The organism is Polyangium jinanense, assembly GCF_028435365.1.
Genome location: NZ_JAGTJJ010000025.1, coordinates 36,667 through 63,635, shown reverse-complemented (window position 1 = coordinate 63,635; position 26,969 = coordinate 36,667). Strand labels below are relative to the sequence as shown.

Annotated in this window: 21 protein-coding genes; 9 read left to right on the top strand and 12 right to left on the bottom strand. The window is 69.5% G+C overall.

Annotated features, from left to right (window positions below; genetic code table 11):
• The first annotated feature begins 10 nt into the window (after positions 1–10).
• The 3 genes from miaB (at position 11) to KEG57_RS31325 (ending at position 3,815) form a co-directional block, all read left to right on the top strand.
• Positions 11–1,669, top strand: a complete 1,659-nt coding sequence (gene miaB / locus KEG57_RS31335) for a tRNA (N6-isopentenyl adenosine(37)-C2)-methylthiotransferase MiaB (RefSeq protein WP_272422785.1) — start codon at positions 11–13, stop codon at positions 1,667–1,669.
• Positions 1,670–1,673: 4 nt separating this feature from the next.
• Positions 1,674–2,228: a gamma carbonic anhydrase family protein gene (locus tag KEG57_RS31330; protein ID WP_272422786.1), complete on the top strand. Its 555-nt coding sequence runs from the start codon at positions 1,674–1,676 to the stop codon at positions 2,226–2,228.
• Between the two features lie 144 nt (positions 2,229–2,372).
• Positions 2,373–3,815, top strand: coding sequence for a VanW family protein (locus KEG57_RS31325; protein WP_272422787.1), 1,443 nt, complete (start codon positions 2,373–2,375; stop codon positions 3,813–3,815).
• Here the strand turns inward: KEG57_RS31325 and KEG57_RS31320 are convergent.
• On the bottom strand, positions 3,760–4,566 hold the full coding sequence (locus KEG57_RS31320) for a formylglycine-generating enzyme family protein (RefSeq protein ID WP_272422788.1): 807 nt from the start codon (positions 4,564–4,566) through the stop codon (positions 3,760–3,762). The two genes, KEG57_RS31325 and KEG57_RS31320, sit on opposite strands and share 56 nt — an antisense overlap.
• A gap of 125 nt (positions 4,567–4,691) precedes the next feature.
• Here KEG57_RS31320 and KEG57_RS31315 point away from each other — a divergent pair, with 125 nt between their 5' ends.
• Positions 4,692–5,339 (top strand): hypothetical protein, encoded by a 648-nt coding sequence (locus KEG57_RS31315; protein ID WP_272422789.1) that lies wholly within the window; start codon positions 4,692–4,694, stop codon positions 5,337–5,339.
• On the opposite strand, the gene KEG57_RS31310 is transcribed toward KEG57_RS31315, so the two are convergent.
• The 9 genes from KEG57_RS31310 to KEG57_RS31270 all read right to left on the bottom strand — a co-directional run bounded on the left by KEG57_RS31310 (position 5,333) and on the right by KEG57_RS31270 (position 14,688).
• A complete protein-coding gene (locus tag KEG57_RS31310) occupies positions 5,333–6,316 on the bottom strand; it encodes a phosphoenolpyruvate carboxykinase (ATP) (RefSeq protein WP_272422790.1) in 984 nt (327 codons plus the stop codon). The genes KEG57_RS31315 and KEG57_RS31310 overlap by 7 nt on opposite strands.
• Before the next feature lie 6 nt (positions 6,317–6,322).
• Positions 6,323–6,601 (bottom strand): PqqD family protein, encoded by a 279-nt coding sequence (locus tag KEG57_RS31305; protein WP_272422791.1) that lies wholly within the window; start codon positions 6,599–6,601, stop codon positions 6,323–6,325.
• On the bottom strand, positions 6,598–7,017 hold the full coding sequence (locus tag KEG57_RS31300) for a lasso peptide biosynthesis B2 protein (RefSeq protein ID WP_272422792.1): 420 nt from the start codon (positions 7,015–7,017) through the stop codon (positions 6,598–6,600). Before KEG57_RS31300 ends, KEG57_RS31305 begins: the two co-directional genes overlap by 4 nt.
• A 20-nt stretch (positions 7,018–7,037) precedes the next feature.
• The gene (locus KEG57_RS31295) at positions 7,038–8,093 is read right to left on the bottom strand and encodes a radical SAM protein (protein WP_272422793.1); all 1,056 of its coding nucleotides are present in this window, start codon (positions 8,091–8,093) and stop codon (positions 7,038–7,040) included.
• A 38-nt stretch (positions 8,094–8,131) separates the two neighbouring features.
• Entirely contained in the window at positions 8,132–8,311 is a 180-nt protein-coding gene (locus tag KEG57_RS31290; RefSeq protein ID WP_272422794.1) for a hypothetical protein, read from the bottom strand.
• A 130-nt stretch (positions 8,312–8,441) separates the two neighbouring features.
• Positions 8,442–9,296, bottom strand: a complete 855-nt coding sequence (locus KEG57_RS31285; RefSeq protein ID WP_272422795.1) for a class I SAM-dependent methyltransferase — start codon at positions 9,294–9,296, stop codon at positions 8,442–8,444.
• Positions 9,297–10,429: 1,133 nt separating this feature from the next.
• Entirely contained in the window at positions 10,430–13,987 is a 3,558-nt protein-coding gene (locus KEG57_RS31280; protein ID WP_272459113.1) for a coiled-coil domain-containing protein, read from the bottom strand.
• 11 nt (positions 13,988–13,998) lie between these two features.
• The gene (locus tag KEG57_RS31275; RefSeq protein ID WP_272422798.1) at positions 13,999–14,244 is read right to left on the bottom strand and encodes a hypothetical protein; all 246 of its coding nucleotides are present in this window, start codon (positions 14,242–14,244) and stop codon (positions 13,999–14,001) included.
• Positions 14,245–14,487: 243 nt separating this feature from the next.
• Positions 14,488–14,688, bottom strand: a complete 201-nt coding sequence (locus KEG57_RS31270; protein ID WP_272422799.1) for a hypothetical protein — start codon at positions 14,686–14,688, stop codon at positions 14,488–14,490.
• Between the two features lie 213 nt (positions 14,689–14,901).
• On the opposite strand from KEG57_RS31270, the gene KEG57_RS31265 reads away from it, so the two are divergent.
• Positions 14,902–15,954 carry a polysaccharide deacetylase family protein gene (locus KEG57_RS31265; protein WP_272459112.1) on the top strand — a complete coding sequence of 351 codons (1,053 nt, stop codon included), beginning with the start codon at positions 14,902–14,904 and terminating at the stop codon, positions 15,952–15,954.
• Between the two features lie 442 nt (positions 15,955–16,396).
• Complete coding sequence (locus KEG57_RS31260; RefSeq protein WP_272459111.1) at positions 16,397–17,665, top strand: vWA domain-containing protein; 1,269 nt, start codon at positions 16,397–16,399, stop codon at positions 17,663–17,665.
• Between the two features lie 4 nt (positions 17,666–17,669).
• Here the strand turns inward: KEG57_RS31260 and KEG57_RS31255 are convergent, their stop codons facing one another.
• On the bottom strand, positions 17,670–18,581 hold the full coding sequence (locus KEG57_RS31255; RefSeq protein ID WP_272422802.1) for a nucleotidyltransferase family protein: 912 nt from the start codon (positions 18,579–18,581) through the stop codon (positions 17,670–17,672).
• Positions 18,578–20,170, bottom strand: a complete 1,593-nt coding sequence (locus tag KEG57_RS31250; protein WP_272422803.1) for an ATP-binding cassette domain-containing protein — start codon at positions 20,168–20,170, stop codon at positions 18,578–18,580. The genes KEG57_RS31255 and KEG57_RS31250 overlap by 4 nt, the downstream gene beginning before the upstream one ends.
• A 172-nt stretch (positions 20,171–20,342) precedes the next feature.
• Between KEG57_RS31250 and KEG57_RS31245 the strand changes: the two genes are divergently transcribed.
• From KEG57_RS31245 to KEG57_RS31235, 3 genes are all read left to right on the top strand, one after another.
• Positions 20,343–22,298 carry a MopE-related protein gene (locus tag KEG57_RS31245; protein WP_272422804.1) on the top strand — a complete coding sequence of 652 codons (1,956 nt, stop codon included), beginning with the start codon at positions 20,343–20,345 and terminating at the stop codon, positions 22,296–22,298.
• A 149-nt stretch (positions 22,299–22,447) separates the two neighbouring features.
• A complete protein-coding gene (locus KEG57_RS31240; protein WP_272422805.1) occupies positions 22,448–24,145 on the top strand; it encodes an ABC transporter substrate-binding protein in 1,698 nt (565 codons plus the stop codon).
• Positions 24,146–24,251: 106 nt separating this feature from the next.
• Positions 24,252–26,903, top strand: a complete 2,652-nt coding sequence (locus KEG57_RS31235; protein WP_272422806.1) for an ATP-binding protein — start codon at positions 24,252–24,254, stop codon at positions 26,901–26,903.
• Positions 26,904–26,969 lie beyond the last annotated feature (66 nt).

The following is a 26,969-nucleotide window of genomic DNA, read 5'->3' as shown; positions in this document are numbered from 1 at the left end:
CCGTCTTGTCGTGCACGCCCGCCGTGCTTGCAAGGGGCCACGCGCGGCTTGGACGACGGAAGAGCGCCTTTTCCCCGCGACGGCCGCCATCATCGCGGCTCCTCTCGCCCGCTGCAACAGCCACGAAAGCAAGAAGCGCGTCCGCGCGCTGGCCGCCCCTCCGCCGTTTTGTTACATGAGCGGCGCCATGCCTCGCTACGCCATCACGACGTTCGGTTGCCAGATGAACGTCCACGACTCCGAGCGGATGCACGAGGTCCTCCGGCACGCCGGTTATACGGAATCGGACGATCCGCGGGCCGCGGACGTGGTCGTGCTGAACACCTGCAGCGTCCGGGAGAAGGCCGAACAGAAGCTGCTCAGCGAGGTCGGCCGCCTCGCCAAGTGGAAACAGACACACCCCGAGATGGTCCTCGTGGTGGCCGGGTGCGTGGCCCAGCAGGAGGGCGAGCGCCTGCTCACGCGCAGTAGCGGCATCGACCTCGTCCTCGGGCCCGACAACATCCCGGAACTCCCGCGCCTGCTCGACGACATCGGCCTCGGCGCGCCGCCGCTCGTGCGGACGGTCTTCGACCTCGAAGCCCCGCGCTTTTTGACGGCACTCTCCGTCGCCGCGAGTGCGCCCACGGCATTCGTGACCATCATGAAGGGCTGCAACGAGCGTTGCTCCTTCTGCATCGTCCCGTACACGCGGGGGCCGGAGCGGTACCGGCCGAGCGCGGAGCTCGTCGCGGAGATCGCGGGGCTCGTGGAAGCGGGCGTCCGCGAGGTGACGCTGCTCGGGCAGACGGTGAACAGCTACCGAGATCCGAGCAGCGAGCTTTTGCGCGCGCCCGGCGCCTCGCCCGACGATCCGGACGAGAGCGAGTTCGCCGCGCTCTTGCGGCGCATCGCGGCCGAGGTCCCCGGCCTCGTGCGGCTCCGGTACACGAGCCCGCACCCGCGGCACCTCACGCCCTCGCTCATCGAGGCGCACGCGGATCTTTCGGTCCTCGCCCGCCACGTGCACCTGCCCGTGCAATCGGGGAGCGATCGCATCCTGAAGCGCATGATCCGGCGCTACACGCGGGCCGAGTACGTCGCGCGGGTGGGCTCGCTCGTCGCGAGGCTGCCCGATCTATCGCTCTCGACCGACATCATCGTCGGCTTTCCGGGCGAGACCGAGGACGACTTCGCCGCCACGCTCTCGCTCGTGCGGGAGGTGGGCTTCCGCGGACTGTTTGGGTTCAAATATTCACAGCGGCCGTACACGCCGGCCCGCAAGCTCGCGGACGACGTGCCCGAGGCCGAGAAGAGCGAGCGGCTCGCGCGGCTGTTCGAGGTGAGCGAGGAGTTGCTCGGCGCGCATCTGCAGGGGCTCGTCGGCAGCCGGCAGCGCGTACTCGTGGAAGGCGCGGGCAAGGAGGGCACGAACGCCTGGTCGGGCCGCACCGAGCGTAACGAGATCGTGCACGTCGCCGGCGCGGAGGGGCTCGATCTGCGCGGCACGATCGTCGAGGTCGTGATCACGCGGGCGAACAAGCATTCGCTCCAGGCCGAGCTTTCGGACGAGGCGCGCGCGGCGGCGAAGCCGCTCCCCGTGGTGCCCGCGGCGCCCGTGGACGCGCCGAAGCCCCGCGCGGCGGGGGAGCGGCGTTCGCTCCCGATCGTGGCTGCAGGGGGAGGGTAGGCGCGTGGCGCTCGTTCTTCCTTACGGAGACCATTCGCCGCGGCTCGGTCGGGGCGTCTTCCTCGCGCCGAACGCAACGCTCGTGGGCGACGTCGAGCTCGGCGACGAGGCGAGCGTGTGGTTCGGCGCCGTCCTGCGCGGCGACATCGGCCCGATCCGCATCGGCCCTCGCACGAACGTGCAGGACCTCGCCTGTTTGCACCTCACGGACGGCATATCGAAGACGACGATCGGCGCGGACGTCACGATCGGCCACGGAGCGATCCTGCACGGGTGCACGGTCGAGGACGGCTGCCTCATCGGCATGGGCAGCATCATCCTCGACAACGCCGTGATCGGCGCGGGCTCGGTCATCGCGGCCGGCGCGCTCGTGCCGCCGCGCATGGTGATCCCGCCGCGATCCATGGTGAAAGGCAGCCCCGCGAAGGTCGTCCGCGAGGTGACCGACGAGGAGGCGAAGCTCGGCCTCGCCGGCGCCGTTCATTACGTGGTGAATGCGCAGAGGTACCGCGGGATCTGCGCGGAGACACAGACCCTCGGGGGCGAAGAGCGCGAATAACGCGCCTCGCGGGCCCGAACTGCCCGGGGAACGTGGCTCCCGGGCGCGGGCGTTCTTGGTCACGCCATGCGTGATCTTCCTCCATCGCTTACCGAGAAACTTCCAAAGACGGAAAGGTCTCCGCTACGATCGCGGCGATCTTCCGTGCGAAAGTCCTCTCTCCTCCTCGTCCTGGGCATCGGCACCTCGGTCGCCGCGGGGCTCGGGCTCGGCGCCTATCGGTACGGGCCACGTTCTCCGGTCGTCGAAGGCCTGTTCCTCGGCGAGCAACGCGTGCCCGATGAAGGCTCGCCCGCCTCGTGGCTCGCGCGCCGTCAGCTCGACGCGCTCGGCTGGGAAGCGCGTTTCCATCACGACGGCGAGATCGTGGAGACCACGCTCGGCGCGGTCGGCGTCGAGATCGACGTGCAGGCCTCGCTCGATCACGCGGGCGAGGTAGGGCATACGGGCTCGCTCGTGAGGCGCATGCGCGAGGCGCGCCTCGCGCGGCGGGGCCAGGTCTTCGTGCCGCTCGCCTTCTGGATCGACGAGGCGAAGGCGCGGCGGTTTCTGGAGTCGATCGCGTCGCGGTTCTCCGTCGCGCCCGTCGACGCGGTGCTCGATCTCGAGAACAAGCGCAAGATCGAGGACGTCCCCGGCCGCGAGCTCGACATCGACGCAACGCTTGCGGAGATGCGCGCGACGAGCTTCGAGGACGGCGTCGTGATCCGCCTCATCACGCGCCGCGTGCCGGCGAAGGTGACCGCGCTCGATCTCGCGCAGGTCGACGTGACGAAGGTCGTCGCCTCGTTCGAGACCTCGTTCTCGCTCTTCGGCTCGGGCGCGGGGCGCGCGGTGAACATCCGCAACGCCGCGCGCAAGATCGACGGCGTCGTCTTGCCACCGGGCGCGGGTTTTTCCTTCAACGATCGCGTCGGAGCGCGCACGCGGGAGAACGGTTTTACCTTGGCGCCCGAGATCCAGGGCGACGAGCTCACGGACGGCATCGGCGGCGGCACCTGCCAGCTCTCCTCGACGCTGCACGGCGCGGCCGTCTACGGCGGGCTCGAGGTCCTGCATCGGCAGGGGCACTCGCGCGCGTCGAGCTACACGAAGCTCGGCCTCGACGCGACGGTGAGTTTTCCCATCGTCGACCTCAAGCTCAAGAACCCCTACACGTTCCCCGTCATGATCCACGCGTATTTCCCGCAGCCGAACAAGGTGCGCGTGGAGGTCCTCGGCGGTGAGCCGGTCGCGAAGGTCGAATACGGCTATGGCGTCGGGCAGTCGTACGATTTCGTCCGTCGGATCACGGTGAAATCGCACCTGCCGCCGGGGAAACGTATTCATCGACAGAAGGGCGTGCGCGGATACGACGTCACCTCGACGCTGCGCATTTCATATGCCGACGGCCGCGTCGAGGAGCGGCGCTGGTTCAGCGGCTATCGTCCTTCGCCCGAGGTCTACTGGGTCGCGCCCGGGTACGACGAGGCGAATCTGCCGCCCTTGCCCGATCACGCGAAGGGCATCGAGGGGCGGCTCTCCGAAAATGCTACGGAGACGGCGTCATTTCCGGTGCAGGCGCCGGCGCAGGCTCCGGCGCCGTGACGGGCTCCTCGGGATCCTTGCAGCAGCGGAAGCCGATCTCGTAATAACGAAACATCGGCCCGTGCGAATCGTTCGTTCCGCGGCAATGGGCCCAGGGTTTGGCCCAGAATCCCCCCTTCAGCGACGACCGATATTGCCACTCTTTGCGTGACGTCCGAACCCATTCCTCCACGTTGCCCACGAGGTCCTTCACGCCGAAGCTCGACGCGCAGCGCGGGCGGGAGCCGCTCGGCTCGCCCTGGTAGAGGCGCCACGTCTCGACCTCGCGCACGCGGCGTTCGTCGGCGTTCAGCTTCCCTTCGTCGTAGGGAATGAAATCCTTCGACGAATTGCAGGCGTTCGGGTCGAAGGTGTGGCCGTAGGGCCAGGGTGTGGTCTCGGGGCCCTCGCAGGCGAGCTCCCATTCGAATTCGGTGCAGAGGCGCTTGCCCACCGAGGCGCATTTCTTTTCGGCCTCGACGAACCGCATCATCACGTCCGGCCGCTTGCCCTCGCGGTTCGGCCACTCGTGCTCGTCCATGCACACGTGCACGGGCGTGGCCACCGGCTCGAGCGCCAGCATGCCCGGGAGGAACGAATAACAATGGCCCTTCTGCCTCGTCGTGCAGAGCCGCTGCACGTTCTCGTAATGGATGCCCGAAACGAGCCGCGTGCCCGTGGGACAAACGGCGGCGGGAGGCGCGGCCTGTGTCATGGCAGGCGCGGCTTGGGGCGCGGCGAAGAGCTGGGCGAGGAGCGTCGGAAGGAGCACCGAGGGGAGGCATCCTAGCGCAGAAACGCGCCCTCGGTGGCAACGCTCGGACGTGACGAACCCCCGGGCGGAGCGCGACATCCGTCCCCTCGCGGGTCTTGTCCGTCCGGGTTAGGATGCGCGCCATGCAACGGACGATGCTTGGCTTCCTGGGGATCGGGGCGCTCGTGTTCGCGGGGCTCGGGGCGTGTGGCGGCAAGGTGGTGATCGACGCGGACGGGAGCGGCGGCGCGGGCGGCACGGGCAGCGCAGGAAACGGGAGTGCCGGGACGAACACCACGACGAGCTCGAGCGGGGCGGGGGGCGGCGATTTGCAGAGCCTCTGCCAGGCGGCGTGCGCGAGCATGAGCGCGACCCCGGGGTGCGCGGAGGATGACTGTGTCGCCGATTGTGTGAAGGAGTTCGAAGACGAGGCCGGCCCGTGCTTGAACGAGGTCACCGCCTTGCTCGAGTGCGTCATCAAGAACTCGGGCCTGAACGGCGAGTGCTTCAGCTCGGTCTGCTTCCCGTTCGTCGAGGCGCTCGAGGCGTGCGAGACCCCGAGCACCGGCTGCTCCAGCGCGCTTTGCTCGGAGGCCGAGGACGGGTCGTGCTCGTGCGAGGGTCAGTGCAACGGGAGCGCCGTGGCCACGGAGTGTTTCCCGCAGCCGGGCACGACGCAGGTCTGCGTTTGCTCCATCAACGGGATGCAGGTCGGCAAGTGCGAGGCCACGCTCGGCTCCTTTCCCTGCTCGGTTACCGAGGGCTGCTGCGCGCAGTTCTTCCTTCAGTAGTCGAGGCCGTCGATCCCGTACGCGAGGATCGAGGGGTCGGCGAGCAGATCACGGCCCATGCGCAGATCGTAGTGGCGCGCGCCGTTCGTGATGCGGGCGAGCAGGGCGAGGTGTTCGGTCTTTCCGGGCACGTCGTCGATCACGAGGCCGCCGCTCGACGCGATCAGGTTGCCGAGGGCCTCGGCCTTCGCGAGGGGCGCGAGCTGGGTCGGTTGATCCGGCTCGATTTGCGGGTGCAGGACGAGGGTCGGCGCAAGGCAGGTGGGCCGGTCTTGGCCCGGGAAGGCGCGCTTCGGGTCGAGGTCGCGTTTGTCGCCGTGGCTCTTCGTGGGGCCAGCCAGGGGCGCGAGGCGTGGGAAGGCCGAGAGCGCGGCCGGGCCGACGTGAAAGGGGCGCGGGACGGCGCAGAGGCGCGGGCCTCGGGGGTCGTCTTCGAGGAGGAGCGCGTCGTCGCCGAGGAAGCCGTAGCCGGCGGACGCGAGCGTGATCGTGGTGGTCGTCTTGCCCGCGCCCGCGCCGCCAACGACGAGGACGGCCTCGCCGTGCGTGCGGTGGACGAGGGCCGCGGCGTGGAGGTGAAAGAGGCCGACCGCGCGGAGGGCGAGCGAGAGCGCGATCTCCAGCGAGGCGCGGGCCGAGCCGGGGACGATCTCTTCGCCGGAGAGGAAGGCCTCGATGCGTGAGGCTCCCTCGGGGACGAGGATGCGGCTCTTGCGATCCCAGAGCAGGAAGGCCCGAGGCGCGCCCGCGGGCTCGCGGTAGGCCTGCACGATGCCGTGGAAAAACGAGGGGCGGTATCCCTCGGCAGCTGGATCCGCGTCGAGCGAAGCGCCTCCGCGGCGGAGCACGATCTCGATGCGGCCGCGGCCGTCCGCTCGGCCGATGCCTTCGTCGAGGCCGAGCTCGTGGACGAGATCGGGCGCGCCGTCCTCGGTTGTCCAGGCGAGCGTCGCGCCGTGCAGCGCCGCGGTTCGCATCTCGCGTCAGGCCGGCAGCACGAGGCCGTCTTCGAGCATCTCGCGCAGCACGCTGTCGACGTCGCGCGCGGCGGTCTCGCGATCGACGCGGAAGAGCGAGGTGATCCGCTCGGCGATCACGCCCGGCTCGGCGATCGGCTCGGCGAGGGATTTCCACACGATCACGGCGGCCGCGTTCAGCGTGAAATAGAACTTCGTGTCGAGGTGGAGCAGGACGCCCGTGCCGTCGTCGAGCTCGGTGAAGAGCACCTGGGGGTTCGGCCTGGGAAGGCGCGGCTCGGTCACGCGGCGGGCTCCTTTGGGTTTAGGCAGGGGTAGGCGTACGTCACGATGAGGTCGGGGGAAAGCTCTTCGCCGTACGGCGTGCCATCGAGCTCCACCCACGCATGCCCCTCGATCTCCCCGGGCCGCGAGAGGCCCATGACGAAACGTGCGGCATGCCCGGCGCGGCGGAGCAGCGAGAAGCGCGCGAGCGAGCGGTAGAGGCAGGTGTCGGGCACGAAGGGCAAGCGATGGGTGATCGCGTCCGCGCGCGCGAGGGCTTCGTCGATGGCGTCGAGCGGCGCGGGCTCGATCGTGCCCCGCGAGAGCGCGTCGAGCAGCGCGGGCAGGCTCGACTGCGCGACCCGCAAGGGGAGCGAGAGGCGCAAGGCCACCGCGGTCGCGGAGAGGCGGAGGTGCCGCGGCAAGGGCGAAGGCATTTCGCGCTCCCCCGAGCCGCCTAGCGCACGACGGGCAAGGTGACCTTTTTCGCCCACGCGCCGCGCCATCGCTCCCGCTGCGCCGGAGGACCGCCCGTGCCCGCGTTCGTCCAGTGGGGTTTGTCGAAGTGCTTCATGCACCAGTTGCAGGGGAAGTGGTCCCACGCGTCGAGCGAGCCTTCGGCCATGGCGGCGAGCCTCGCGGCCTGGGCCTCGTGGATGATGCCGAGCAGGCGGCCGTGGGCTTCGAGCAGGCTCGTCGTAGCGAGGTCGCCGGCGACGTCGCGCGGCGGGCCCGCGCTCGGGACGCCGGCGTGCTGGCAGCAGAGGTTCAGCCGGCCCTCGACGTCGACGTGGAGGGCCTCGCTCTTCATGGCCTCGCAGACGTGGAAGGCCTGCTCGCGGTAGAACCCCTCGGGCATCGTGACGGGCATGGTGAGCGCGGCGGCGAGGCGCTCGATGCGGTGCTGCGCGTCCTGCCAGGCGCGGGGCGGCAGGTACAAGGCCTCGTCGTGGTGCGTGCCAGTCGCCTGGAGCATGGAGAGCGAGGCGCGCGCCGCGCCAAGCTGCGCGGCCATGAGGCCAAACGCCTCGATCTGATGCACGTTGCGCGCGTGCAGCACCATCTGGAGCACGAACGGGATGCCGTGCGCGGTGCAGAGAGTGACGGCCTTCATGACGTCGCGGAAGCTGCCCGCGCCGCGGATCGCGTCGTGCGTCGCCTCGTCGGCGCCGTCGAGGCTGAGGTTCACGGCCGTGAGGCGCTCGCGCCGTGCAGGATCATCACGCACGAGCGAGAGGAGCTGCTCGAAGCGCCGGCCGTTCGTGACGATGTGCCACGTGCAATCATGCTCGACGATCGCGTCGAGGACGCCTTCGAACTCGGGATGGAGCGTGGGCTCGCCGCCCGTGAGCGCGACCTGGCGCGTGTGGTAGCGCCGCCGGGCCTCGGCAAGGACCTTGCGGATCGTGTCGAGCGAGAGATCCTTTGGCTTCTGTCCGGGATCACGCAGGCAGTGCTGGCAGTCGAGCTGGCAGCGATCCGTGAGGTGCAGGGCGATCCACGTGACGGCCATGGCGGATGGGAGCTCCAGGAAACGCGCAGCGGGGCCGCTCAGCCCATGACGACCATGCCCGTCGCCGGGCCCATGGGCGTGAAGAGCGTCGCGCGGGCGACGGAGCGCTTCTTCGTGAGGCGCGGCGGCTCGTAGGGCTTGCGGGGGTCGTCGGCCTCTTCGCCCTCCGCGTGCGGAGGGGCTTCGAGTTCGGCGCTTCTGTCTTCGATGTCGGCCATGCGCGTCGTTCTCCTTCTACCGCCGCCGCAGAGGCGCGCGCCTCCGATGACGCTTCGGCCAGCGTACCACCCGGGTGCGGAGGCCACAACGACGGCCACCGGACTTCGTTGCACCCGCGCAGCGGCGCATTCAGACCGCGCCCGTAAGCGGGGCGAGCAGCGCGTGCGGGTAGGGGCCTTCTTCGAAGAGCACGACCTCGTAGCCAGCCTCGAAGGCCACGCGCGGGATCTCGTCGGGTGAGAGGTACGAGAAGAATCCGCCATCCGGGTAAAACTGATCGCCCGGCTCGCTGCGGCCGGGAGCGCCCATCGCGGTGAAGGCGCGGCGGAGCGCGTCGCGCAGGCGTCCCTTGGTCTCGGTCTTCGCCTCGCTGTCGTGGCGGAGCTGGAAGCTCGTGAGCACGACGGCGCGTGGCGCGAGCGCGCGGACGGCGCGAAGAAGACCGAGCCGCGCGGAGGCAGGCAGGACGTGCGAGAGGCTGCCCCAGCCGAGGATCACGGCGTCGAAGGAGAGCGGATCGCCGAGCGAGGCGAGCGGGCCGCCGCGGCCCTCGGAGGCGGCGATGAGGTCGTCGTAGGAGCCGAGAAGGATCTCGGCGGAGCGGCCTCGGGTGAGCGTGCGGGCGCTCTCGACGAAGTCCTCGCAGGGGTCGAAGGCCGTCACTTCGTAGCCGCGCTCGAGCAGGGCGACGACTTCGCGCCCGGCGCCGGCCGCGCCGACGAGCACGCAGCCGCGGCGGGGGAAGGTGGGCGCGTCGAGGACACGTTTTTCCCAGGTGAAGAGGCCGCTCTCGAAGCGATGGCCGCCGGGGAGGTAGGTCTTCTGGCGCGCGTAGAGCGCGGCGGTGAGGGCGGCGCGATCGGCCTCGGGGATCCAGGCGAGGAGCAGCTCGTCGCGCAGGCCTTCGCGCGCGGTGGCGATGCGGTGTGCGAGACGGTCGGCCGCGAGCAGGGCGCGAATCCAGGGAGGGATCCTGTACGTCACGGGGCGCATCCTAGCGTCGCCGCATCCATCGGGGAGCCGTTTCGCTGGGGCGTTGCCCCAGGCCCCACCAGGGGCTATCCGCCCCTGGACCTGGACCAGCGCAAGCGCTGGACCCGGGGTCGATGAACTGCGCGATGCGCAGTTCATCGAACAGGCCGAGGCAAGACCGGCGAGCGACGCTGCCAATCAAGACAGCCGCGCTGCCATTTCGATCGGCAACGCTATCCCACCGGCCTGTGGGAAGAACTGCGCATCGCGCAGTTCTTCCCCCTGAGGTCCAGGGCTTGCCCTGGTTCGGGTCGAGGGGCGAACAGCCCCCGCGGGGCCCGGGGCAGAGCCCCGGTGCGGCGGCCCCAAGAAAAGACCCATGCGCAGGCCCCACGAGCAGCGCGCGCCTTTCGATCGGCCTCGCTGTCGGAGGGATATTCGCCGAGGGGATGCGAGGAGGGGATCCATGCGGGCGGTCCTTTCGGGGATCGAGTCTCGACCTGGGTGGTCGTAAGGCGGGTCGCATGCTGCCCGAGGCGCGACGAAGAAGATAAGGGGGGTTCGTAGGCGTGACTCCGACGCGCGCGCGCAAGGGGGGGAGGCTCGTGGGCCGCGACGTGAACCTGGGTGAAAGAGGGCGCAGGGGTCTTCGTTTGGAACACGCGCGCGGACTGAAGTGGGCGCGGGGGGCCTCGCGTCGCGCTCGGCGTGCGCGCGAGGAGGCACGCGACCTCGATGGTCGCGACGCGAGCGCCGATCGACGAGGCCGGAGACCTCCTTTCTTGGCACGCGTGTCGCGAGGCAAGAGCCCTCCGCCTTCCTGTGTCGGCGTCGACGCGCGAGACGAAGGGGGGCGCGACCTCCAAGGCGGAAGCTCACGTCGCGCGTCTTTCGGGCGGAGCGCGGCGCTCATCGGGTTCGGGTCGGAGGTTTCGAGGGGCGAGGGCTTCGAGGTTCGCGCGCGAGAACGAGGCGGCGAGGGGCGGGGGCGGTTTTGTCCGCGATCGAGAAGGAAGTGACGAGGCCGGGGGGGTCTTGGGCCGGTGTTCGAGGGACGTGCGCCGAGGGGCGCGGGCGTCTCGGCTGGGGGTCGAACGGGGGGTCGGGTGGGGGCGAGGGGCCGTGGAGGGGGGTGACCCTACGCTCTAGATCCCCAGCCCTTGGTCGAGCAACTGCGTGTACAGCTTCAGCTCGTCGTAGGTAGGTTGGCGTGCGTAGATCTCGAATACCGCGTCGTTGACGAGCTGCACGTATTCCTTTGCCTGCGCCAGGCTGCGGCCATCCAAAAGCTGGAGCGACCAGAAGGCCCGCTCGGCCGGGTTGGGTACGCGGCCGTAGTGCTCGCTGTAGATGCGGTCGACCTCGAGCGCCTGGGCCTCCTGCTCATGCAGGCGGAAAACCACGGACGCCACGTCCCCATCGCCGTAGCCGAGGTCGAGCAGCTCGCGGCCGGCGCGCAGCTCGTCCGCGGTCGGCTGGCGGTGCAGCAGATTGGCGTAACGGGCGCCGATGCGCGCGTTCTGCGCCTGCTGGTGCGCCCTCCAGTTGCTCGAACCGACGGTCCGCTCGTACTCGTACGAGAGGCGCAGGCGCACCGCCGAGAGGGGCACACGCGCGCCCTGGAACACGGTGCGCACCGAGAACTTCGCCCACGGCGAGGGCCGGGCGAAGAGCATGAGGTTGGCGTCGTCGCCGGTGAGCAGCGCACGCAGGAGCGACGCGGCGGCGGGGCTCGGCTGGTGCATGGTGAGCGTTCCGTTCTGCGAGCGTGCCGTCCAGCGCAGCGGGTCGCGCGTCTTCTGGTTGTAGTGCTTGAATACGTGCACCACGCCCTCGTGGAAGATGCGCGACAGCCCGCCGTGTTCGAACACCAGGTCCATGAAGCTCGCGCCTGCCGGCGGCGCGCCGGCGAAGCGTAGGTCGACGACCTCCAGGCCCAGCAGGCGCAGGTTCTCCTCTTCGAGACCGAACACGCCGCGCTCGGCGAAGTCGATCTCGAGCGGCGATCCCTCGTTGATGCGCGTGATCTCGTCGGGGGTGAGGTCGATCTCGACCTGGGTGGTCTGCAGCCGGCCTGCGTGCTCGGTCACGACGAGCTCGACCAGCGACGAGATCTCTTCGCGGTAAAGCGTGTACAGCTGCTCGTCCTGCTCGGTCGAGATCACGCCGGTGGCGTCGTTCTTCACCAGCGAAAGCACCTCGTTGAACAGCCGGGTGAGCGTCAGGTCGCCCGGGTACGGACGCAGCATGGTGTACTCGAACGAGCGCCCCAGCAGGTAGTGGTACTTGAGCAGCCGCTGCTCCGCCTTGGCACGCATGTCGCCGATGGCGAGCATGGCGCGCTGGGTGAGGAGCACCTCGGTGATGCCCTCCTCCTCGGGCAAGAGCTCGGCGAGGTGCAGGTAGTGCTCGCCCATCTTGCCCGCGGCGTTCTCCAGCTTGTCGAGCGTCTCGGTCAACCGGGCCGCGAACGCCTCGCGCTCCTTGGTGATCGCTGCGGCCTTCTCGGCGACCTCCTTGAACGCGGCGTCCTCGCCCTTGAGCTTCTCGAGCTCCTTCTCGAGCTCCTCCTTGGGCGCCTCGGCGCTCGCGAAGAGAGCCTTGTGCTTCTTGGCCTCTTCGATCACCGGCGACAGCTTGGTGGCGAGCTCCTTCACCCCCTCCCGCAGCGTCTTCTTGGTCTTCTTGGTCTCGGGCTTGACCTTCTCCTCCTTGGCCTTCTTGGCCGCCGCTGCCGCTTCCTTGGCCTTGTCGATCGTCTCGCTGGCCTGCTTGACCTGGTCGGGCAATGCCTTGACGGAGTCCCAGGGCGCGTCGCTCTTGACCTCGGCGATGGCGTCGAGCGCAGTGCCGGCGATCGCGCCCGTGTACGGCTGGCCCACCGGGATCAGGCGCGCGACGCTGGCGAGCACGCGCAGACCCTTCTTCCAGAACGGCACCTTGTGGCGATCCTCGACGTTCTCGCGCGCCCGCGCCTCGAGCCGCTGCTCGGCCACCAAAAGCTCACCCTCGAGCGTCGCGAGGTGGCTGGCCGCCGTCTCTGCGTCGATCTGCAGTTGCGGTAGCGCCAAAAGCGCGTCGTTGTATTGCGACTCGAGGGTACGGATCTCCTGGCGCAAGAGGTTCTTGGCCGCGTCGATGGCTGCGGCCCGGTCGACCTGACGCTCCTGCGTTTCGGTGATCCAGTCGGCCATGTAGATGGTGCGGATGGCCCACCTCACCTCCTCCTCGAAGAGCAGTTTGTTGGCCTCGAGCGAGAGCGCAGGCACCCAGTGCTCGGGGTTGCCGAAGTAGTCCTGGCGCGCGGCCAGCTTGCCCAGGAGGGTCTCGACGCGTAGCTCCTGCTGCTCGAGCAGCGCCTGGTCGCCGAGGGCGAGCGCCTGCCAGTCCGGGCTTTTCTGGTAGGTGTCGAGCGCCTGATCGAGCGAGGTCAGCTCGTCGACGGCCAGGGTGCGGAAGCCGTTCAGGAACGCGTCCTCGACGAAAGACAGGGTCATGGCCACCGAATGGGGGTGCAGCCAGGCGAATGGCGCGTTCACCAGCTCGGCCTGGCCCGCGTCGCCGGTGGAGCGGTTTGGCGAGGGCGAGTCGACGCTCCGCCCGTCGGTGGGCGTGGCCCGGGTGACCGAGGGAACGATCAATCGATCGGCCATATGGGTCGACCCGCCACAACCTCGGCAAGCGCCCGTGGAGAACCCAACCAGGTGCTGGCACTTTGCCGAGGCCAGCTTGATCGCGGGCGTGGGCTGGCCGGCCCGGCCGCCCCTGTAGTACCCGGCACTCAGGCCCGCACTCCCCCCCAACATTTCGGCGTAGGGCGCGAGGCCAGGCAGGTTGGCGTGCAACGAGCCGGCGTTGCCGGGTTCGCCCGGGCGCCCACCCGGGCTCGCGTTGGTGCCGCTCGTGGGAAGGTCCACCCCGAGCGCGACGGCATTGTTTTCGAGCTCGTCCAGGGTCAGGGGAGCCGGGTCGAACTTGAAACTGGAGACGTGAAAGTTCATCGAGGCGGCGATGCCGTGCTTGCGCGCGCACTTGAGCAGGTCCTGATGCGCGCTGGCAAAGGTCGTTTGCGATACCCCCGGGGCCCCGTGCTTGCCCGGGCCCGCGTTCTGCCCGTTGCCCCCGTTCATGCGAAAGCGCGGGAAGCGATTGCCCTGCGAGGAGAACTCCTTCACGAACAGGTGCACGTCGCCGGCGGACTGGCCGTTGTCGCCGTTGCGAAATTGCTCCGCACCGACGGGCGGCTGTTTCGCCGAGGTGTCGAGGAGCGCCGGCTCCGCGCCGGTGTCCTCGAAGCGCAGCTCGCGGGCGTAGATGCGCACGTGGGCGCCGGGCACCCGGATGGGGCGCCGTACGATCAATCGCTCGGCGTAGATGTCCAGCCGGGTGACGTTGCCTGCCTGGATGTCCTTCCCCATGCTGTTCACGTAGGCGTCGTCGAGGACGATCAGCTTTCCGGCAATCTGCACCTCGCGGGTGCCATTCGGCCACTTCTGCCAGTTGAAATCGGTGCGCGTCGGATCGAGCTTCTGAAAGGTGTTGACGTAGCGCTTGTCGGCTGGGTCCGGCGCCACCACCACCGGCTGGGTCGTGGTCGCGACCGAGGTTTCGACCGGAGAGGGCTCGACGTCGCCCAAAATGCAGGCCGACATGCCGAGCACGAGCGCCGAGAGTGCCAGAGGAAACGAGCCGGATGTCATCATGGTCGTTCTCCTCAGAAGGGCGCGTAGTCGCCGTGCTTGTCGGTGCGTGAGTTCTCGCCGCCGAGGATGGTGGCGGACTTGTGCTCGGCCGAGCCGGAGTAGCCGCCCAGGATCTGCAACTGGCGCGTTGCCAGCGTCAACGAAGTCACCTGGACGCGTAGCGCTTCGAGCGGGGCGTCGCCGGCATCCTGAGCCCACACGACCGCGGGCAAGAGAGCGGCAGCGAAAACGATGGCCAAGGTCTCCTTGGTCGACATGACTTGGTTCCTTTTCATTGGTTCGGAATTGCGCGAGACGAAGAGCGGACGCGCCAGCTCGGCAATGGGTGGCACGCTTGGTCAGGATTCCGGCCCCGACACGCGGCGAGTGCAGCGACGAGACGTGCGACCGGCAGCGACTGAAGATTGGAGGCCCCACGCCCACGCCTCGAGCAAGCCATGAGCCATCGCCCCGAGCGCTTCATTGCGGGGGCTCGCTCTCGCGTCGCTTTGCAGGCAACTTCAACGCTGGGAACGTTTCGAGAATACCAAGCCGGCAAGAATCATCGTCCGGGGCGTTCGCGCCGGATGGGCGCAGCTCTGCGGAACATGTTGTGGCTCGTGCCGTTCAAAAATGGCCGCGCTGCCATTTCGACCGGCAACGCCGTCTTTGGTCTTGCCACCGGCGCCTTGGAAGAACTGCGCATCGCGCAGTTCTTCCACAAAAGGTCCAGCGCTTGCGCTGGTCCGGGTCGAGGGGCGGACAGCCCCCGCGGGGTCTGGGGCAGCGCCCCGGCGCGGCGGCCCAAAAGAGAGCCTTTGGATACTCCCTTCTGTTCAGCTTGTCGCAGCGCGGTGGCGGATCGTCACCGAGGTCGGCAACGGGCCGAAATGGGACCGACGTAGATTGGTATGGGCGGTGCTTGCGAAAGAGGCATGAGCAACCGCCGCCTCTTCGGAGCCACCGCTATCGCCCTCTTTCATACATTCGCGGCCGGATGCGGCGACTCTCCTCGAGAGAAAGACGACGCGGCAGAGGGCGCGCAAGCGGTGGCCGTGGCGCGGCCTCCGCAATTCGTGATTCTCGCCTTCGACGGGTCGTACAACCTCTCGTTCTGGCGCGAGTCGCGCGCCTTCGCCGCGGCGAACAATCTGAAGTTCACGTACTTCATCAGCGGCGTGTACTTCATTCCGAACGCGGCCAAGCTACGTTACAACGCTCCGCGGCACGGCCCGGGGAAGTCGGCGATCGGGTGGGGCGGGACGGTCGACGAGATTGCCGAGCGCTTCGAGGAGGTCAAGAAGGCTGCGGCCGAGGGCCACGAAATCGCTTCGCACGCGAACGGCCACTTCGACGGGAGCTCGTGGAGCGAGGCCGACTGGAAGAGCGAGTTCGATCAATTCGAGGAGATCATCTTCAGGGGCGTCGGGCTTTCGGCTCCCGAGCTCGGCTTCGGCCCGCGCGACGTCGTGGGCTTCCGTGCGCCGCTGCTCGCGCACAGCCCCGGCCTTTTCAAGACGCTGGTGAACAAGGGCTACACGTACGATACGAGCCGAACGAACGCCGCGAATTACTGGCCCGAGAAGATCGCGGGCATCTGGAACTTCCCGCTGGCAGAGCTGCGCATCGTCGGCTCCGGCAAGGCCACGCTGTCGATGGACTACAACTTCTACTTCGCCGATTCGGGCGCCAAGCCGGACCCCGACCACAAAGAGACGTACAAAAAGCAGATGGTCGATACCTACATGGCCTATTTCGAATCGAACTACTTCGGCAACCGCGCCCCGCTGCACATTGGTCACCACTTCTCGAAGTGGAACGGCGGCGCATACTGGGAGGCCATGCAAGCGTTCGCGCAGGCCGTGTGCAGCCTGCCCGAGGTGACATGCGGCACGTACAAGGACCTCGTGAAATTCGTCGAGGAGCACGAGGACGAGCGGCGCGATCTCCAAGCCGGAAACTTCGCCCCCCTGTCCGAAAGCGACTGAGCTTTTGTCTCATCTGGGAGGCGCTGCGCTGGGGCTTTGCCCCAGACCCCACCGGGGCTATCCGCCCCTGGACCTGGACCAGCGCAAGCGCTGGACCCGGGGTCGATGAACTGCGCGATGCGCAGTTCATCGAACAGGCCAGGTCAAGACCAACGACGCCTCTGCCCGCCGCCAGCGTGGAAGCACCTCCATGGTCTTGCCACCGGCCTGTTGGAAGAACTGCGCATCGCGCAGTTCTTCCACGAACAGTCCAGGGCTTGCCCTGGTTCGGGTCGAGGGGCGAACAGCCCCCGCGGGGCCCGGGGCAGCGCCCCGGCGCGGCGGTTTGCGATTCAAATAGGGCTAAACAATACGCACCCTCGCCGGAATCGTAGGTAGGCACGATTTCGGCTCGCGTATCGGGCGTCCATCCTTTACCTTCGGGGCCGAAACGGAGACCGCCATGAACCGCATGAAACCCCGAACCACATTCGCCAACCGCCTTGCGCTCTCGCTCTCGCTCTTCCTCGTCGCGCCCGCGCTTGCCATACCCGCGTGCGGCGGCGAAGGCGGAAACGGCGGCTCGGGCAACCAGGGAGGCAGCGGCAATGGTGGATCCGGCGGGAGCGGCGGGGCCGGCGGCATCGGGTTCCCCGGCAGCGGCGGCAACGGCGGCAGCTCGAGCTCCGGCATTGATGCTTGCGTCTCCACGAACAAGACCGCCGAGCTGCGCCCGCTCGACATGTATGTGATGCTCGATCAGTCGGGCTCCATGGTCGGCTATCACGACACCTCCAAGTACGACAATTGCACCGCGGCCGTGGAGGACGACGGGCTCGTCTCCATCTCGCGGTGGAAGGACGTCACGACGGCGCTGAACGGGTTCATGAAGGACCCGAGCTCCACCGGGATCAACGTCGGCCTCGGGTTCTTCCCGCCGTATCAGGCGCCCACGCCTGGCGCGACGAAATGCCAGGACAACATGTGCGACATCAACGAATATGCGACGCCCGAGGTGCCCATCGCCGCGCTGCCGGGCAACGTGACGCCGATTGCCGACGCGCTCGATTTCACGCCTTGCCCGTGCAACGGCACGCCCATGTCGGCGGGGCTCCAGGGCGCCGTCAAGTACGCGAAGCAGCGGGCGGCGGAGAACCCGGATCACGTCGTCGTCGTCGTGCTTGCGACGGACGGCGAGCCGAAGGGGGATTGCTCGGGTGGGAGCGACGACGACGAGAATTATACCCCGCCCACGGAGGTCGCACAGGACGCGTTCACGGGCTCGCCGAGCATCCCCGTTTACGTCATCGGCGTGGGGGACCTGCTCTCGTCCCTCAATGGCATCGCAGCGGCGGGTGGGACGGGCCAGGCGTTCCTGGTGGACGGCGATCAAGGGACGACGGCTGCCTTCGTCCAGGCCCTCAACGACATCCGTGGCAAGGCGCTTTCCTGCGAGATCGCGATCCCGGCGCCGCCTCCGGGAGAGACGCTCGATCCGAATCTGGTCAACGTCGTGTACAAGCCGAGCGATGGCTCGCCGGAGGTCACCTTCACGAAGGCGGCCGATGCTGCGGTCTGCGCCGACGTCCCCGGGAGCTGGTATTACGACGACCCGGCCAAGCCGACCCAGATCATTCTGTGCCCCGAGGCGTGCTCGAAGATCAAGGGGGACAACAGCGCGCAGCTCAACGTGGCCTTCGGCTGCGAGTCGGTGATCGCGATCCCGAAGTGAGGCGTCACCTCGCCGTGATCCGATCCCCCACGCGCGCCGCCGCATACCGCGCGAGGCCTCGCGCCCACGCGCCGAGATCGTCCCGCAGCGGCGTTTGTCCCACGACCCACCGGATGCCGAGCGCTGCCTTCGTGCGCGGCACCGGAAACCCTCCCACGTCGTAAAACGGTACGAGCGCCGCGCGGCGGAGACGTCCGGGATCGAACGCCTGGACGAGCGCGGGATCGACGCTCGCGGCGCCGAGCGCTCGAAGCGTCGAGAGCATCACGAACATCACCGTCCCGAGGCGGAATTCGCGTGCTCGCTCGACGAGGACGCGCTTGTCGATCCCGCCTCGCATCAAGAGCTCCAGATCGAGCAACGCGATGTCGTGCCGGAACTCGTGCCCCGCGGCGTGCAGCGCCACGAGCAGCGCATGATCCTCGGCCGACGGCAAGAGCAGCCCCGAGAGCCCCGGCGCGGGCGTCGCGCGATCTTCCACGGCCGTGAGATCGATCGGCCGCGGCACGATCTTGTCGAGCGTCCCGTGCACCTCCACGAGCAGGCGCATCTCTCCGGCGCGCGCGACGAGCTGCGTTTCGCCGAGCATCTCGCGACTCCTCGGGCGAAAGCGATTCTCGTGCAGCTCGAGCCCGGCCGCCGCGAGCGCTTCGATCACCGCACGCTCGCGCTGCGGCGGCACGAGCAGATCGACGTCGCTCATCGGACGCGCGGCGGGCGAGGGGTAGATCGTCAGCGCGAGCGCCGCGCCTTTCACGAGCATCGCGCGCTCGCCTCGCGCCACGAGCGCGCGCGAGACGAGGCCAAGGACATGCGCGCGCAGCATCGCCTCGGCGTGCGCCTGCGGCGTCGGCGCCGGCATCACGGCGCGCGGATCACGCAGCAGATCGAGGATGGGCGTCGGGGGCGTCGTCATGCGGAGAGCCGGAGCACGTGGTTGGCAAAGCCGAGCACGGCGGGATCGTGGATCGCGGCGATCACGCGGCGGCGCGTGGCGAGGCGTCGAAGCAGCCCGGCGAGCTCGGTGACGCTCGCAGCATCGAGGTGCGCTTCGGGTTCGTCGAGCACCACGAGCTCGGCCTCGCGCACGAGCGCCCGCGCGAGCATCACGCGCCGCGCTTGCCCGCGCGAGAGCGAGCCGAGGCGAAGCTCGAGCGCCGCTGCATCCGAGCCGGCGCGCGCCCGGAGCACGTCCCAGAGCCCCACCTCGTCGAGGGCGGATGCAAGACGGGAATCGGGCGCATCCGCGTCGAAGGCGCGCAGCGACGCGGCGATCGTCGCGTCCGGCGGTTCGAACGGCGCTTGCGAGACGAAGGCCACCCGATCCCCGAAGCGCGCATGTCCCGGCCCCGGCGGCTCCTCGCCGCCGATGAGGACACGTCCTTCGTCCGGACGAACGAGGCCGAGTACGAGGTAGAGCAGCGTCGTTTTCCCCGCGCCGTTCGGGCCGAGCACGGCGAGGCTCTCGCCGGCCGGGAGCACGAGCGAGACGTCCCGCAGCGCGGGCGTCTTCGACGCGAAGGCGCCTTCCCGCGGAGGGTACGCGTATCCCACGCCGTCGAGCCGGATCTCCGCGCGAGCATCGAGCACACGAGCGGACGCGTCCACGGCCGCGGGACGAACCTCCGCGTCGCCCAACGCCCGCATGTCCCCGAGCGACGCGAGCTCGCCCCGCGCATGGACGAAGTTCCCGAGCCCCGCGATCGTCATCTGCAACGTGGGGATCGCGGCGAGCACGAGGAGCAGCGATCGGTGCACGTCGCGCCCTTCGCCGGCCTCGAACGCCTTCACGCCGAAGAGCTCCGCCGCGCCGAGCGCCGCGGCGATCGTCGCGAGCAGCGCGCCCCAGCCCGCGATCGCGCTCGTGGCGCGGGCCAAAAGCTCCGCCGAGGACCACGCCGACACCTCGGCCCTGAGCTCGTCGGCGAAGGCCCGCGCGCGCCCGTGGGCCACGAGCTCCGCCGCGCCGGCAAACCCCGCCGACGCCTGCGCCAAGAGCACACGCGCTCGCTCGAAGACCACGTCCCACGCCGCCTCGACGCGCTTAGCGCCGAGGATCGTGACGAGCCCGCCCGTCACGCCCGCGAAGGCGAGCGGCGCGAGCGCGGACGCCCCGAGCGCCGAGACGAGCAGCGCGGTCACAACGGGCACGGCGATCGCGCCGGCAAGCAGGATCGCCACGCCCTCCACGGCCCAGCTCACGAGCACGGGAAGCGCTGTCGAGAGCCGCGCGGACGTGACCTCCGGAGGTGGCATCGCCACGACCGCGCCACGTTCGAGCGGCGCAACGAACAGATCGACGACGCGGAGGCGCACCTCACGCGCGAGGGCATCCGCGGCCCGCGCGCGGACGAAGCTCAGGGCGGCCGCGACCGCGAGCAGGAGGAGCGCGTCGCGAGGCCCGCGGTCGCCGAGCCAGAGGGCCGCGAGGGGCAGGGCGACACGCTGCGCGCACGCCGCGGCCGCGACGACCCCGAGGCTCGGCCCGGCCCCGCGGAGCAGCATGCGCGCGGGGGCGAGGGAGGTTCGCGGGGAGGTCGGGGCCAGCTCGGGCACTTGGGTGGGGTCGTTTGCGGGCGAGCTCGGCCATGAACTTCACCCGGGGGCGTCCCGGCTTGATAGCATCGGCGCGGCCACCGCGGGGATCCCGCGGGCGAGCCCTCACGCGAGCACCCCGATGTCGACCTTCCACTCCGCTCCCCGCTCGTCTCGATTCCGCGGCCACGCGCGGGCGCTGTCGTTCCTCTCGGCGCTCGCGTTCGCGGGCCTTTCCTTCGCGGCGTGTAGCCGCACCGGCATCGGCGCACCCCCGGAGGAGACCGGCCCGGGCGGCGCGGGCGGGCAAGGTGGCGTCGGCGGCGCGAGCTCGACCTCCAGCACCGGCGGCGGCGGGCAAGGCGGCGTGGGCGGCGCGCCGATGTGCGTCGTGGCTCAAGATTGCGTCGACGCGGACCCTTGCACGACCGACACGTGCATCGACGGCGTCTGTCAAAACGGTCCGCGCGACGACGACGCGGATGGGTTTCCTCCGCTCGCGTGCGGCGGGACGGACTGCAATGATTTGAACCCCAAGGTCTTCCCGGGCAGCCCCGAGATCTGCACCGACGCGGCGGACAACGACTGCAACGGCGTCGCCGACTGCTCGGATCCCGCCTGCCTGCTCGCGCCGACGTGCGGCTGCGTGCCCAAGCCGGGCGGCGAGTCTTGCGCGAACGGCGAGGACGACGACTGCGACACCATCGTCGACTGCTTCGACAACGATTGCCTGGGCACGCCGGCCTGCGGCTGCAAGCCGAGCGAGGCGCTCGATTGCGAGAACGGGTTCGACGACGATTGCGACGGCAGCATCGACTGCGACGATCCGGACTGCTTCAGCTCCACCGCCTGCTCCTGCCAGGCGCTGACCGAGTTCTGCAGCGACGGGGCCGACGAGGACTGCGATCTCCTCGTCGACTGCGCCGATCCCGATTGCTTCGGCATCTTCCCGTGCGCCTGCCAGCCGCCGGGCACGCCCGAGGTGTGCACGGGCGGGATCGACGAGGATTGCGACAAGCTCGTCGATTGCGCCGATCCGAGCTGCATCGTCTCGCCGGCCTGCCAGAACTGCACGGCCGAGATCTGCGACGACGGCAAGGACAACAACTGCGACAACAAGATCGACTGCGCCGACCCGGCCTGCTTCTTCTCGCCGAACTGCGCGCCCAAGCCCGAAGTCTGCAACAACGGGCTCGACGACGACAACGACACGCTCGTCGACTGCCAGGATCCCGACTGCGCGAACAACCCGATCTGCATCCTCCAGCAGGCGAACTGCCTCTCGCCGAAGCTCATCCCCGGCACGGGCCAGTACACGGGCGACACCACGGGCAACGTGAGCGAGACGAAGGGCGTCTGCGGCGGCGACGCCGGCGAGGCGGTCTTCTATTTCGTGCTGAACCAGCCCTCGCGCGTCCACCTCGACTCCATCGGGACGAGCTTCGACTCCACGCTCTACGTGCGCACCGGCAAATGCAACTCCGGCAAGGAGATCGGCTGCGACGACGACAGCGCGGGCGTCACCTGGTCGGCGAAGCTCGACTTCACGCTGCTCTATCCGGGCACGTATTACGTGTTCCTCGACGGGTACACCGTCGATCCGGAGCTCGGCGCGAACGAGGGGCCCTTCGTGCTCAACGTGGAGATCGAGCCGAACCCGAAGGAGAAGTGCGACGACGGCCTGGACAACGACGGCGACGTCTACGTCGACTGCGCCGATCCCGACTGTGCGAGCATCGGCATCTGCGCGACCTGCCTCAATGGCGGCCCCGGCAAGCCCGAGTTCGGCGTCGCGGCTTGCACGAACGGCATCGACGACGACTGCGACGGCGCGAGCGACTGCGCGGACGAGGACTGCAGCGCGAGCGATTATTACGTCACCGAGTGCTGCGACGGCCAGGACGAGAACGGGAACATGATCCCCGACGATTTCAACTGCCGCTGCGCCTCGAACGACGACTGCCCGAGCGGGCAGGTCTGCTACACGCACACCGCGTACGCCTGCGGCATCCCTTGCACGCAATACTTCGGCGACATTTGCCCGTTCGTCGCGGCGGGATCGTATTGTAATCCTGCGACGAACCAATGCGAGTTCTGAGCCGACCCGTCCGGGCGTAGGCGCGGCTCGTCTCGCGCCCACGTGATCCCGAACACTTGCGTTTTCCGTGCCCGTCGCTGCCAGGCGGGGGGCACGCGTGATACCTTCATCGGCGTAGCTTCGCAGAGGGACGAGGAGACCGGGGGCGGATGACCCTTCGTATCGTCTACGTGCCGATCGCCTGCAGCATGCCGCTCCTTTATGCTGCGTCGCGGGGGTTTTTCGAACAGAAGGGGCTCTCCGTCGAGCTCCGCAGGGCCCCGAGCTGGGACGCCGTGCGGCGGCTGCTCACCCACGACAAGGTCGACGCCGCGCACGTCCTCGCGCCCCTCGCCCTCGCCACGGGCCTCGGGATCGACGGACGCGCCGCCCCGATCCGCGTCCGCGCCCTCCAGAACCAGAACGGCAGCACGCTCGTCCTGGGCAAGAACCAGGGCCGGATCACCGCGCCACACGAGCTCGTGGGCAAGGTCCTCGGCGTGCCGCACCGCTTCTCGATGCAGTATTACCTGCTCTGCGACTGGCTCGCGCGGGGAGGCGTCAATCCCTTGATCGACCTCACGATCCGCGAGGTCCCGCCCCCGCGCATGCCGCGCTGGCTCGCGCTCGGGCGCATCGACGGCGCGATGTTCCCCGAGCCGTTCGCGCAGCTCGTCGTGGATCGCGGGGGCGGCGTGGCCTGCATGCAGAGCCGCGAGGTTTGGCGGGGCCATCCCTGCTGCACGCTCTCGTTCGGGGCGAGGTTCTGGCGAGAGGCGCCCGAGCGCGCCGCCGCGCTGCTCGAAGCCGTCGTCGAGGCCCAGGTCGAGCTTGATCAGATGGATCCCGAAGGTCGCCGTGCCGCCGCCGGCCTCGTCGTCGCCCGCGGCTACCTGCCCGCGGAAGCCTGCTCCGCCCTCGAAAAAGCCCTCGCCGGCGAGCCCATGAGCCCAAGCGACGCCCTCGGCCCCGATCGTCTCTGCTTCGCCCCCACGCCCTTCGTGGAGTACGGCGTGTGGATCCTCGCGCAGATGCAGCGCTGGGGGCAGCTCGCGGGCGACGTCGAGCACCTCGCCGCCGCGCGCGCGATTTTCGAGGCCGAACCGGCGCGCGGGATCGCGGCGCGTCTCGGCATGGACGACACGGTCCCAGAGCTCGACGGCGTGCGCGGGTTCTCCTTCGACGATCCGCTCGGCGCCGTGCGAGCGGCGCCCTTCTGTGCCCATCGCACCGAGCGCCCGTCGCCGCCGCGGGCCACGCTTTCCGAGCCTGCCCGCGAGCGCATCCACCGCATCCTCGACAGGCTCGCCGACATGGCCTGGGGCGCGCCCGATCTCGGGCTCTCGACCTTCGAGGACGACGAGCTCGGCGAGCTCGAACGCGCGCTCGACGAGTCGATCCGGGCCCGCGCGTTCGCCGAGGAAGCGCTCGTCGAACACATGGAGCTCGAAGAGGCGCACGCGCGGCAGGACGCGCGGATCGAGGCGCAACGCACGCTCATCCGCGAGCTCGCCGCGCCCCTCGCGCCCGTGCTCCCGGGCGTCTTGCTCCTGCCGCTCGTGGGCCGCATCGATCGGGAGCGCGCGGCCGACATCGAGGAGCGCGCGCTGCGCGCGGCCTGGGAACGATCGGCGCGCCGCGTGATCATCGACGTGACCGGCGCGCGCCTGATCGACGAGGAAGCGATCGCGCTCGTCCTGCGCCTCTCACGCGCGCTCCGCCTGATCGGCGCCGAGTGCCTGCTCGTCGGGGTTTCCCCGGAGGCCGCGCGGATCCTCGCCGCGAGCCCGGATCCGGCCGGATTGCCGCGCTGCGTGCGGGATCTCTCGGCGGCCATCGGGGCGCCCGAGGCCGCATTTCCCCGGTGATTTCGCGCAGGAACGAGCCCATCCCGCTCCGGAATTCCCCGACGGAGTATCAGGATCTTCACGGGTTTCGCGGCTCGGCTAAGGCGGGGAAGATTTTCGACAAATCATGGATCGTGCTGGACATTGGGAGAGGGATTCTGGGAGCGATCTCTTCTTCACCTCGGACGCTCGATCCTCCGTTCTCCGCGAGGAGAGCAGAGCTCCCGCGCGGTCCGACGAAACGCACGCGTGCGGCGCTCGCCGGCGCCTCGCTTGCCTCGAGGAGATCACGATCGCGCTTCTCACCGCGACGGGCGAAGACGCCGTCGCCAAGGTGATCCTCGAGCTCGGCGCGGCTGCACTCGGGGCGAGCGCGGCGCTCGTCGCGATGGTCGAGGACGATGCGCTCGTGATCCTCGATGTGCGAGGGATGCCCGAGGAAACGCTCGCGCAGTGGCGAAGGCACCCGCTCGACGTCTCGACCCCGCTCGCAACGGCCGTGCGAACGCGCGCGCCCGTGTTCATCGAGACCGAAGCGGAGTGGTCAGCGGCGTTTCCAGATGCCGTGCGGGCCATGATCGGTCCGCGCGGGCCACGCATCGCGCTCCCGCTCATCGTGGGAGATCGGGTCCTCGGCGGGATAGGCTTCTGCTTCCCGGCGAGCGTGCGGTTCACCGAGGATGACCGGGCGCTCGCGGTGACGCTCGGGCGCCAGTGCGCGCTCGCCCTCGATCGAGCGCGCCTCTTCGATGCCGAGCGCAAGACACGCGCCGAGCTCTCGCTCTTCGCGCGGCGGCTCGATCGCCTCCAGCACACGACGGCCGCGCTCGCCGCGGCCACGACGCCGCTCGAGGTCGCGCGCGCCGTGGTGGGCGACGCGCGCGCGGCCCTCGCGGCCGATCGCGCCGTCCTCGCGATCCCCACGCCCGACGGACAGAGCCTCGTGGTGCTGGAGCACGAGGGCGCGGCGCCGTGGGCGAGCGGGACGCCGCATCCGTCGTTCCCGCTCGACGCGAACATCCCCCTCACGGTCACCTTCCGCACGGGCGAACGCCTGTGGCTCTCGTCGAAGGCCGCGATCGAGGCTCGTTTCGTGCCTGCGAGCTGGGGCGGCACGGCCACGCCGGGCTCGCTGCTCGGTTTCCCGCTCGTGGCCCGCGGCCGCACGATCGGCGTGCTCCTTTTCGGCTGGGGTGCCGAGGGCGCGCCGGACGTGGACGGCGCTTCCATCGCCGAGGAGATCGTGCACCGGAGCGCGGTTGCGCTCGACCGGGCCATGCTCCACGCCGCCTTCGAGCACGAGAACCGCACGCTCACCGCGTTCACCGCGGCTTGCCCCGTGGCGGCCATGATCCTCGATCGCGACGGCACCGTGCGCGTCTGGAACCCCGCGGCCGAGCGCATGTTCGGCTGGTCCGCGGCCGAGGCCGTCGGGCGCTTCTTGCCCATCACGGACAAACGTCACGAGACCGAGGCGTTCATCGCGCGGGTCGCGGGGGGCGAGGTCCTCTCGGGCATCGAGGTCGAGCGCAGGCACAAGCTCGGTCACACCATCGACATGTCCCTCTACTCGGCGCCCGTCGTGCATGGAGACGGCACGGTCCAGTGCCTGTCGATCTGCATGGACATCCGGGAGCGCAAGCAGGCCGAGGCCGAGCTGCGCCGCGCCTACGAGATCGCCCGCGACGCCGATCGGCGCAAGGACGAGTTCCTCGCGCTCCTCGGGCACGAGCTTCGCAACCCGCTCTCCCCGATCCTCACGGCGCTCTACCTGATGCGCCTCAAGGGGCGCACTTCGGGCATCGAGCGCGAGCGCGAGGTCATCGAGCGCCAGGTCCAGCACCTCGTCGCGCTCGTCGACGACCTGCTCGACGTTTCGCGCATCATGCGCGGCAAGATCCAGCTCAGCACGCGTCCCATGGAGATCGCCCGCGTCTTCTCGCAGGCCATCGAGATCGCGAGCCCGCTCTTCGAGCAGAAGCGGCACGAGCTCCGCGTGGACGTGCCGGCCGAGGGGCTCGTCGTCGACGTGGACGAGACCCGCATGGCGCAGGTCCTCGCGAACCTGCTCACGAACGCGGCCCGGTACACGGAAGCGGGCGGGCACATCGCGGTCGCGGCGCGGCGCGAGGGGGCGGAGGTCATCCTCTCGGTGCGGGACGACGGCAGTGGCATCCCCTCCGAGATGCTGCCCGTGATCTTCGACCTCTTCGTGCAAGGCGCGCGGGGCGCCGATCGCGCGGGCGGCGGGCTCGGGCTCGGGCTCGGCCTCGTGCGTAGCCTGGTCAAGCTGCACGGGGGTACGGTGAGCGCGCACAGCGACGGTCCGGGCAGGGGCAGCGAGTTCGAGGTGCGCCTGCCTGCGCTCTCGCCGCGCCGCGCCTCCTCGCCGGACCTTCCTGCGCCCGTCTCCCTGCGGCTCAGCAAGGTGCGGCGTGTCCTCGTCGTCGACGACAACCGCGACGCGGCGCAGATGCTCGCCGAGGTCCTCGCGAGCCATGGCCACGAGGTCGAGCTCGCGCACGACGGCCCGCAGGCGCTCGCCGTCGCCGCGTCGTTCCGGCCCGAGGTCGGCATCCTCGACATCGGCTTGCCGGTCATGGATGGCTACGAGCTCGCGCTCGAGCTACGCGCGGCCTACGGCGATCGCATCATGCTCGTCGCGGTGACCGGCTACGGCCAGGAGCACGACAAACGCCGCGCCTTCGAGGCGGGTTTTTCCCGGCATTACGTGAAGCCCGTCGCGGCCGACGCGCTCCTCCGCGAAGTGTTGCCTTGATGGGCTGACGCGCACTCGGGTCGAGCGCGAAGGCGCGGGCGGGGGAGGTAGCTTCCCGCCCGCGCG

Coding starts and splice junctions, on each gene's coding strand:
- KEG57_RS31255 (WP_272422802.1), bottom strand. CDS start 18,581: ATGACGACGCCCCCGACGCCCATCCTCGATCTGCTGCGTGATCCGCGC.
- KEG57_RS31275 (WP_272422798.1), bottom strand. CDS start 14,244: ATGTCGACCAAGGAGACCTTGGCCATCGTTTTCGCTGCCGCTCTCTTG.
- KEG57_RS31240 (WP_272422805.1), top strand. CDS start 22,448: ATGACCCTTCGTATCGTCTACGTGCCGATCGCCTGCAGCATGCCGCTC.
- KEG57_RS31290 (WP_272422794.1), bottom strand. CDS start 8,311: ATGGCCGACATCGAAGACAGAAGCGCCGAACTCGAAGCCCCTCCGCAC.
- KEG57_RS31300 (WP_272422792.1), bottom strand. CDS start 7,017: ATGCCTTCGCCCTTGCCGCGGCACCTCCGCCTCTCCGCGACCGCGGTG.
- KEG57_RS31245 (WP_272422804.1), top strand. CDS start 20,343: ATGTCGACCTTCCACTCCGCTCCCCGCTCGTCTCGATTCCGCGGCCAC.
- KEG57_RS31265 (WP_272459112.1), top strand. CDS start 14,902: ATGAGCAACCGCCGCCTCTTCGGAGCCACCGCTATCGCCCTCTTTCAT.
- KEG57_RS31250 (WP_272422803.1), bottom strand. CDS start 20,170: ATGCTGCTCCGCGGGGCCGGGCCGAGCCTCGGGGTCGTCGCGGCCGCG.
- KEG57_RS31260 (WP_272459111.1), top strand. CDS start 16,397: ATGAACCGCATGAAACCCCGAACCACATTCGCCAACCGCCTTGCGCTC.
- KEG57_RS31310 (WP_272422790.1), bottom strand. CDS start 6,316: ATGCGAACCGCGGCGCTGCACGGCGCGACGCTCGCCTGGACAACCGAG.
- KEG57_RS31280 (WP_272459113.1), bottom strand. CDS start 13,987: ATGATGACATCCGGCTCGTTTCCTCTGGCACTCTCGGCGCTCGTGCTC.
- KEG57_RS31315 (WP_272422789.1), top strand. CDS start 4,692: ATGCAACGGACGATGCTTGGCTTCCTGGGGATCGGGGCGCTCGTGTTC.
- KEG57_RS31295 (WP_272422793.1), bottom strand. CDS start 8,093: ATGGCCGTCACGTGGATCGCCCTGCACCTCACGGATCGCTGCCAGCTC.
- KEG57_RS31235 (WP_272422806.1), top strand. CDS start 24,252: ATGGATCGTGCTGGACATTGGGAGAGGGATTCTGGGAGCGATCTCTTC.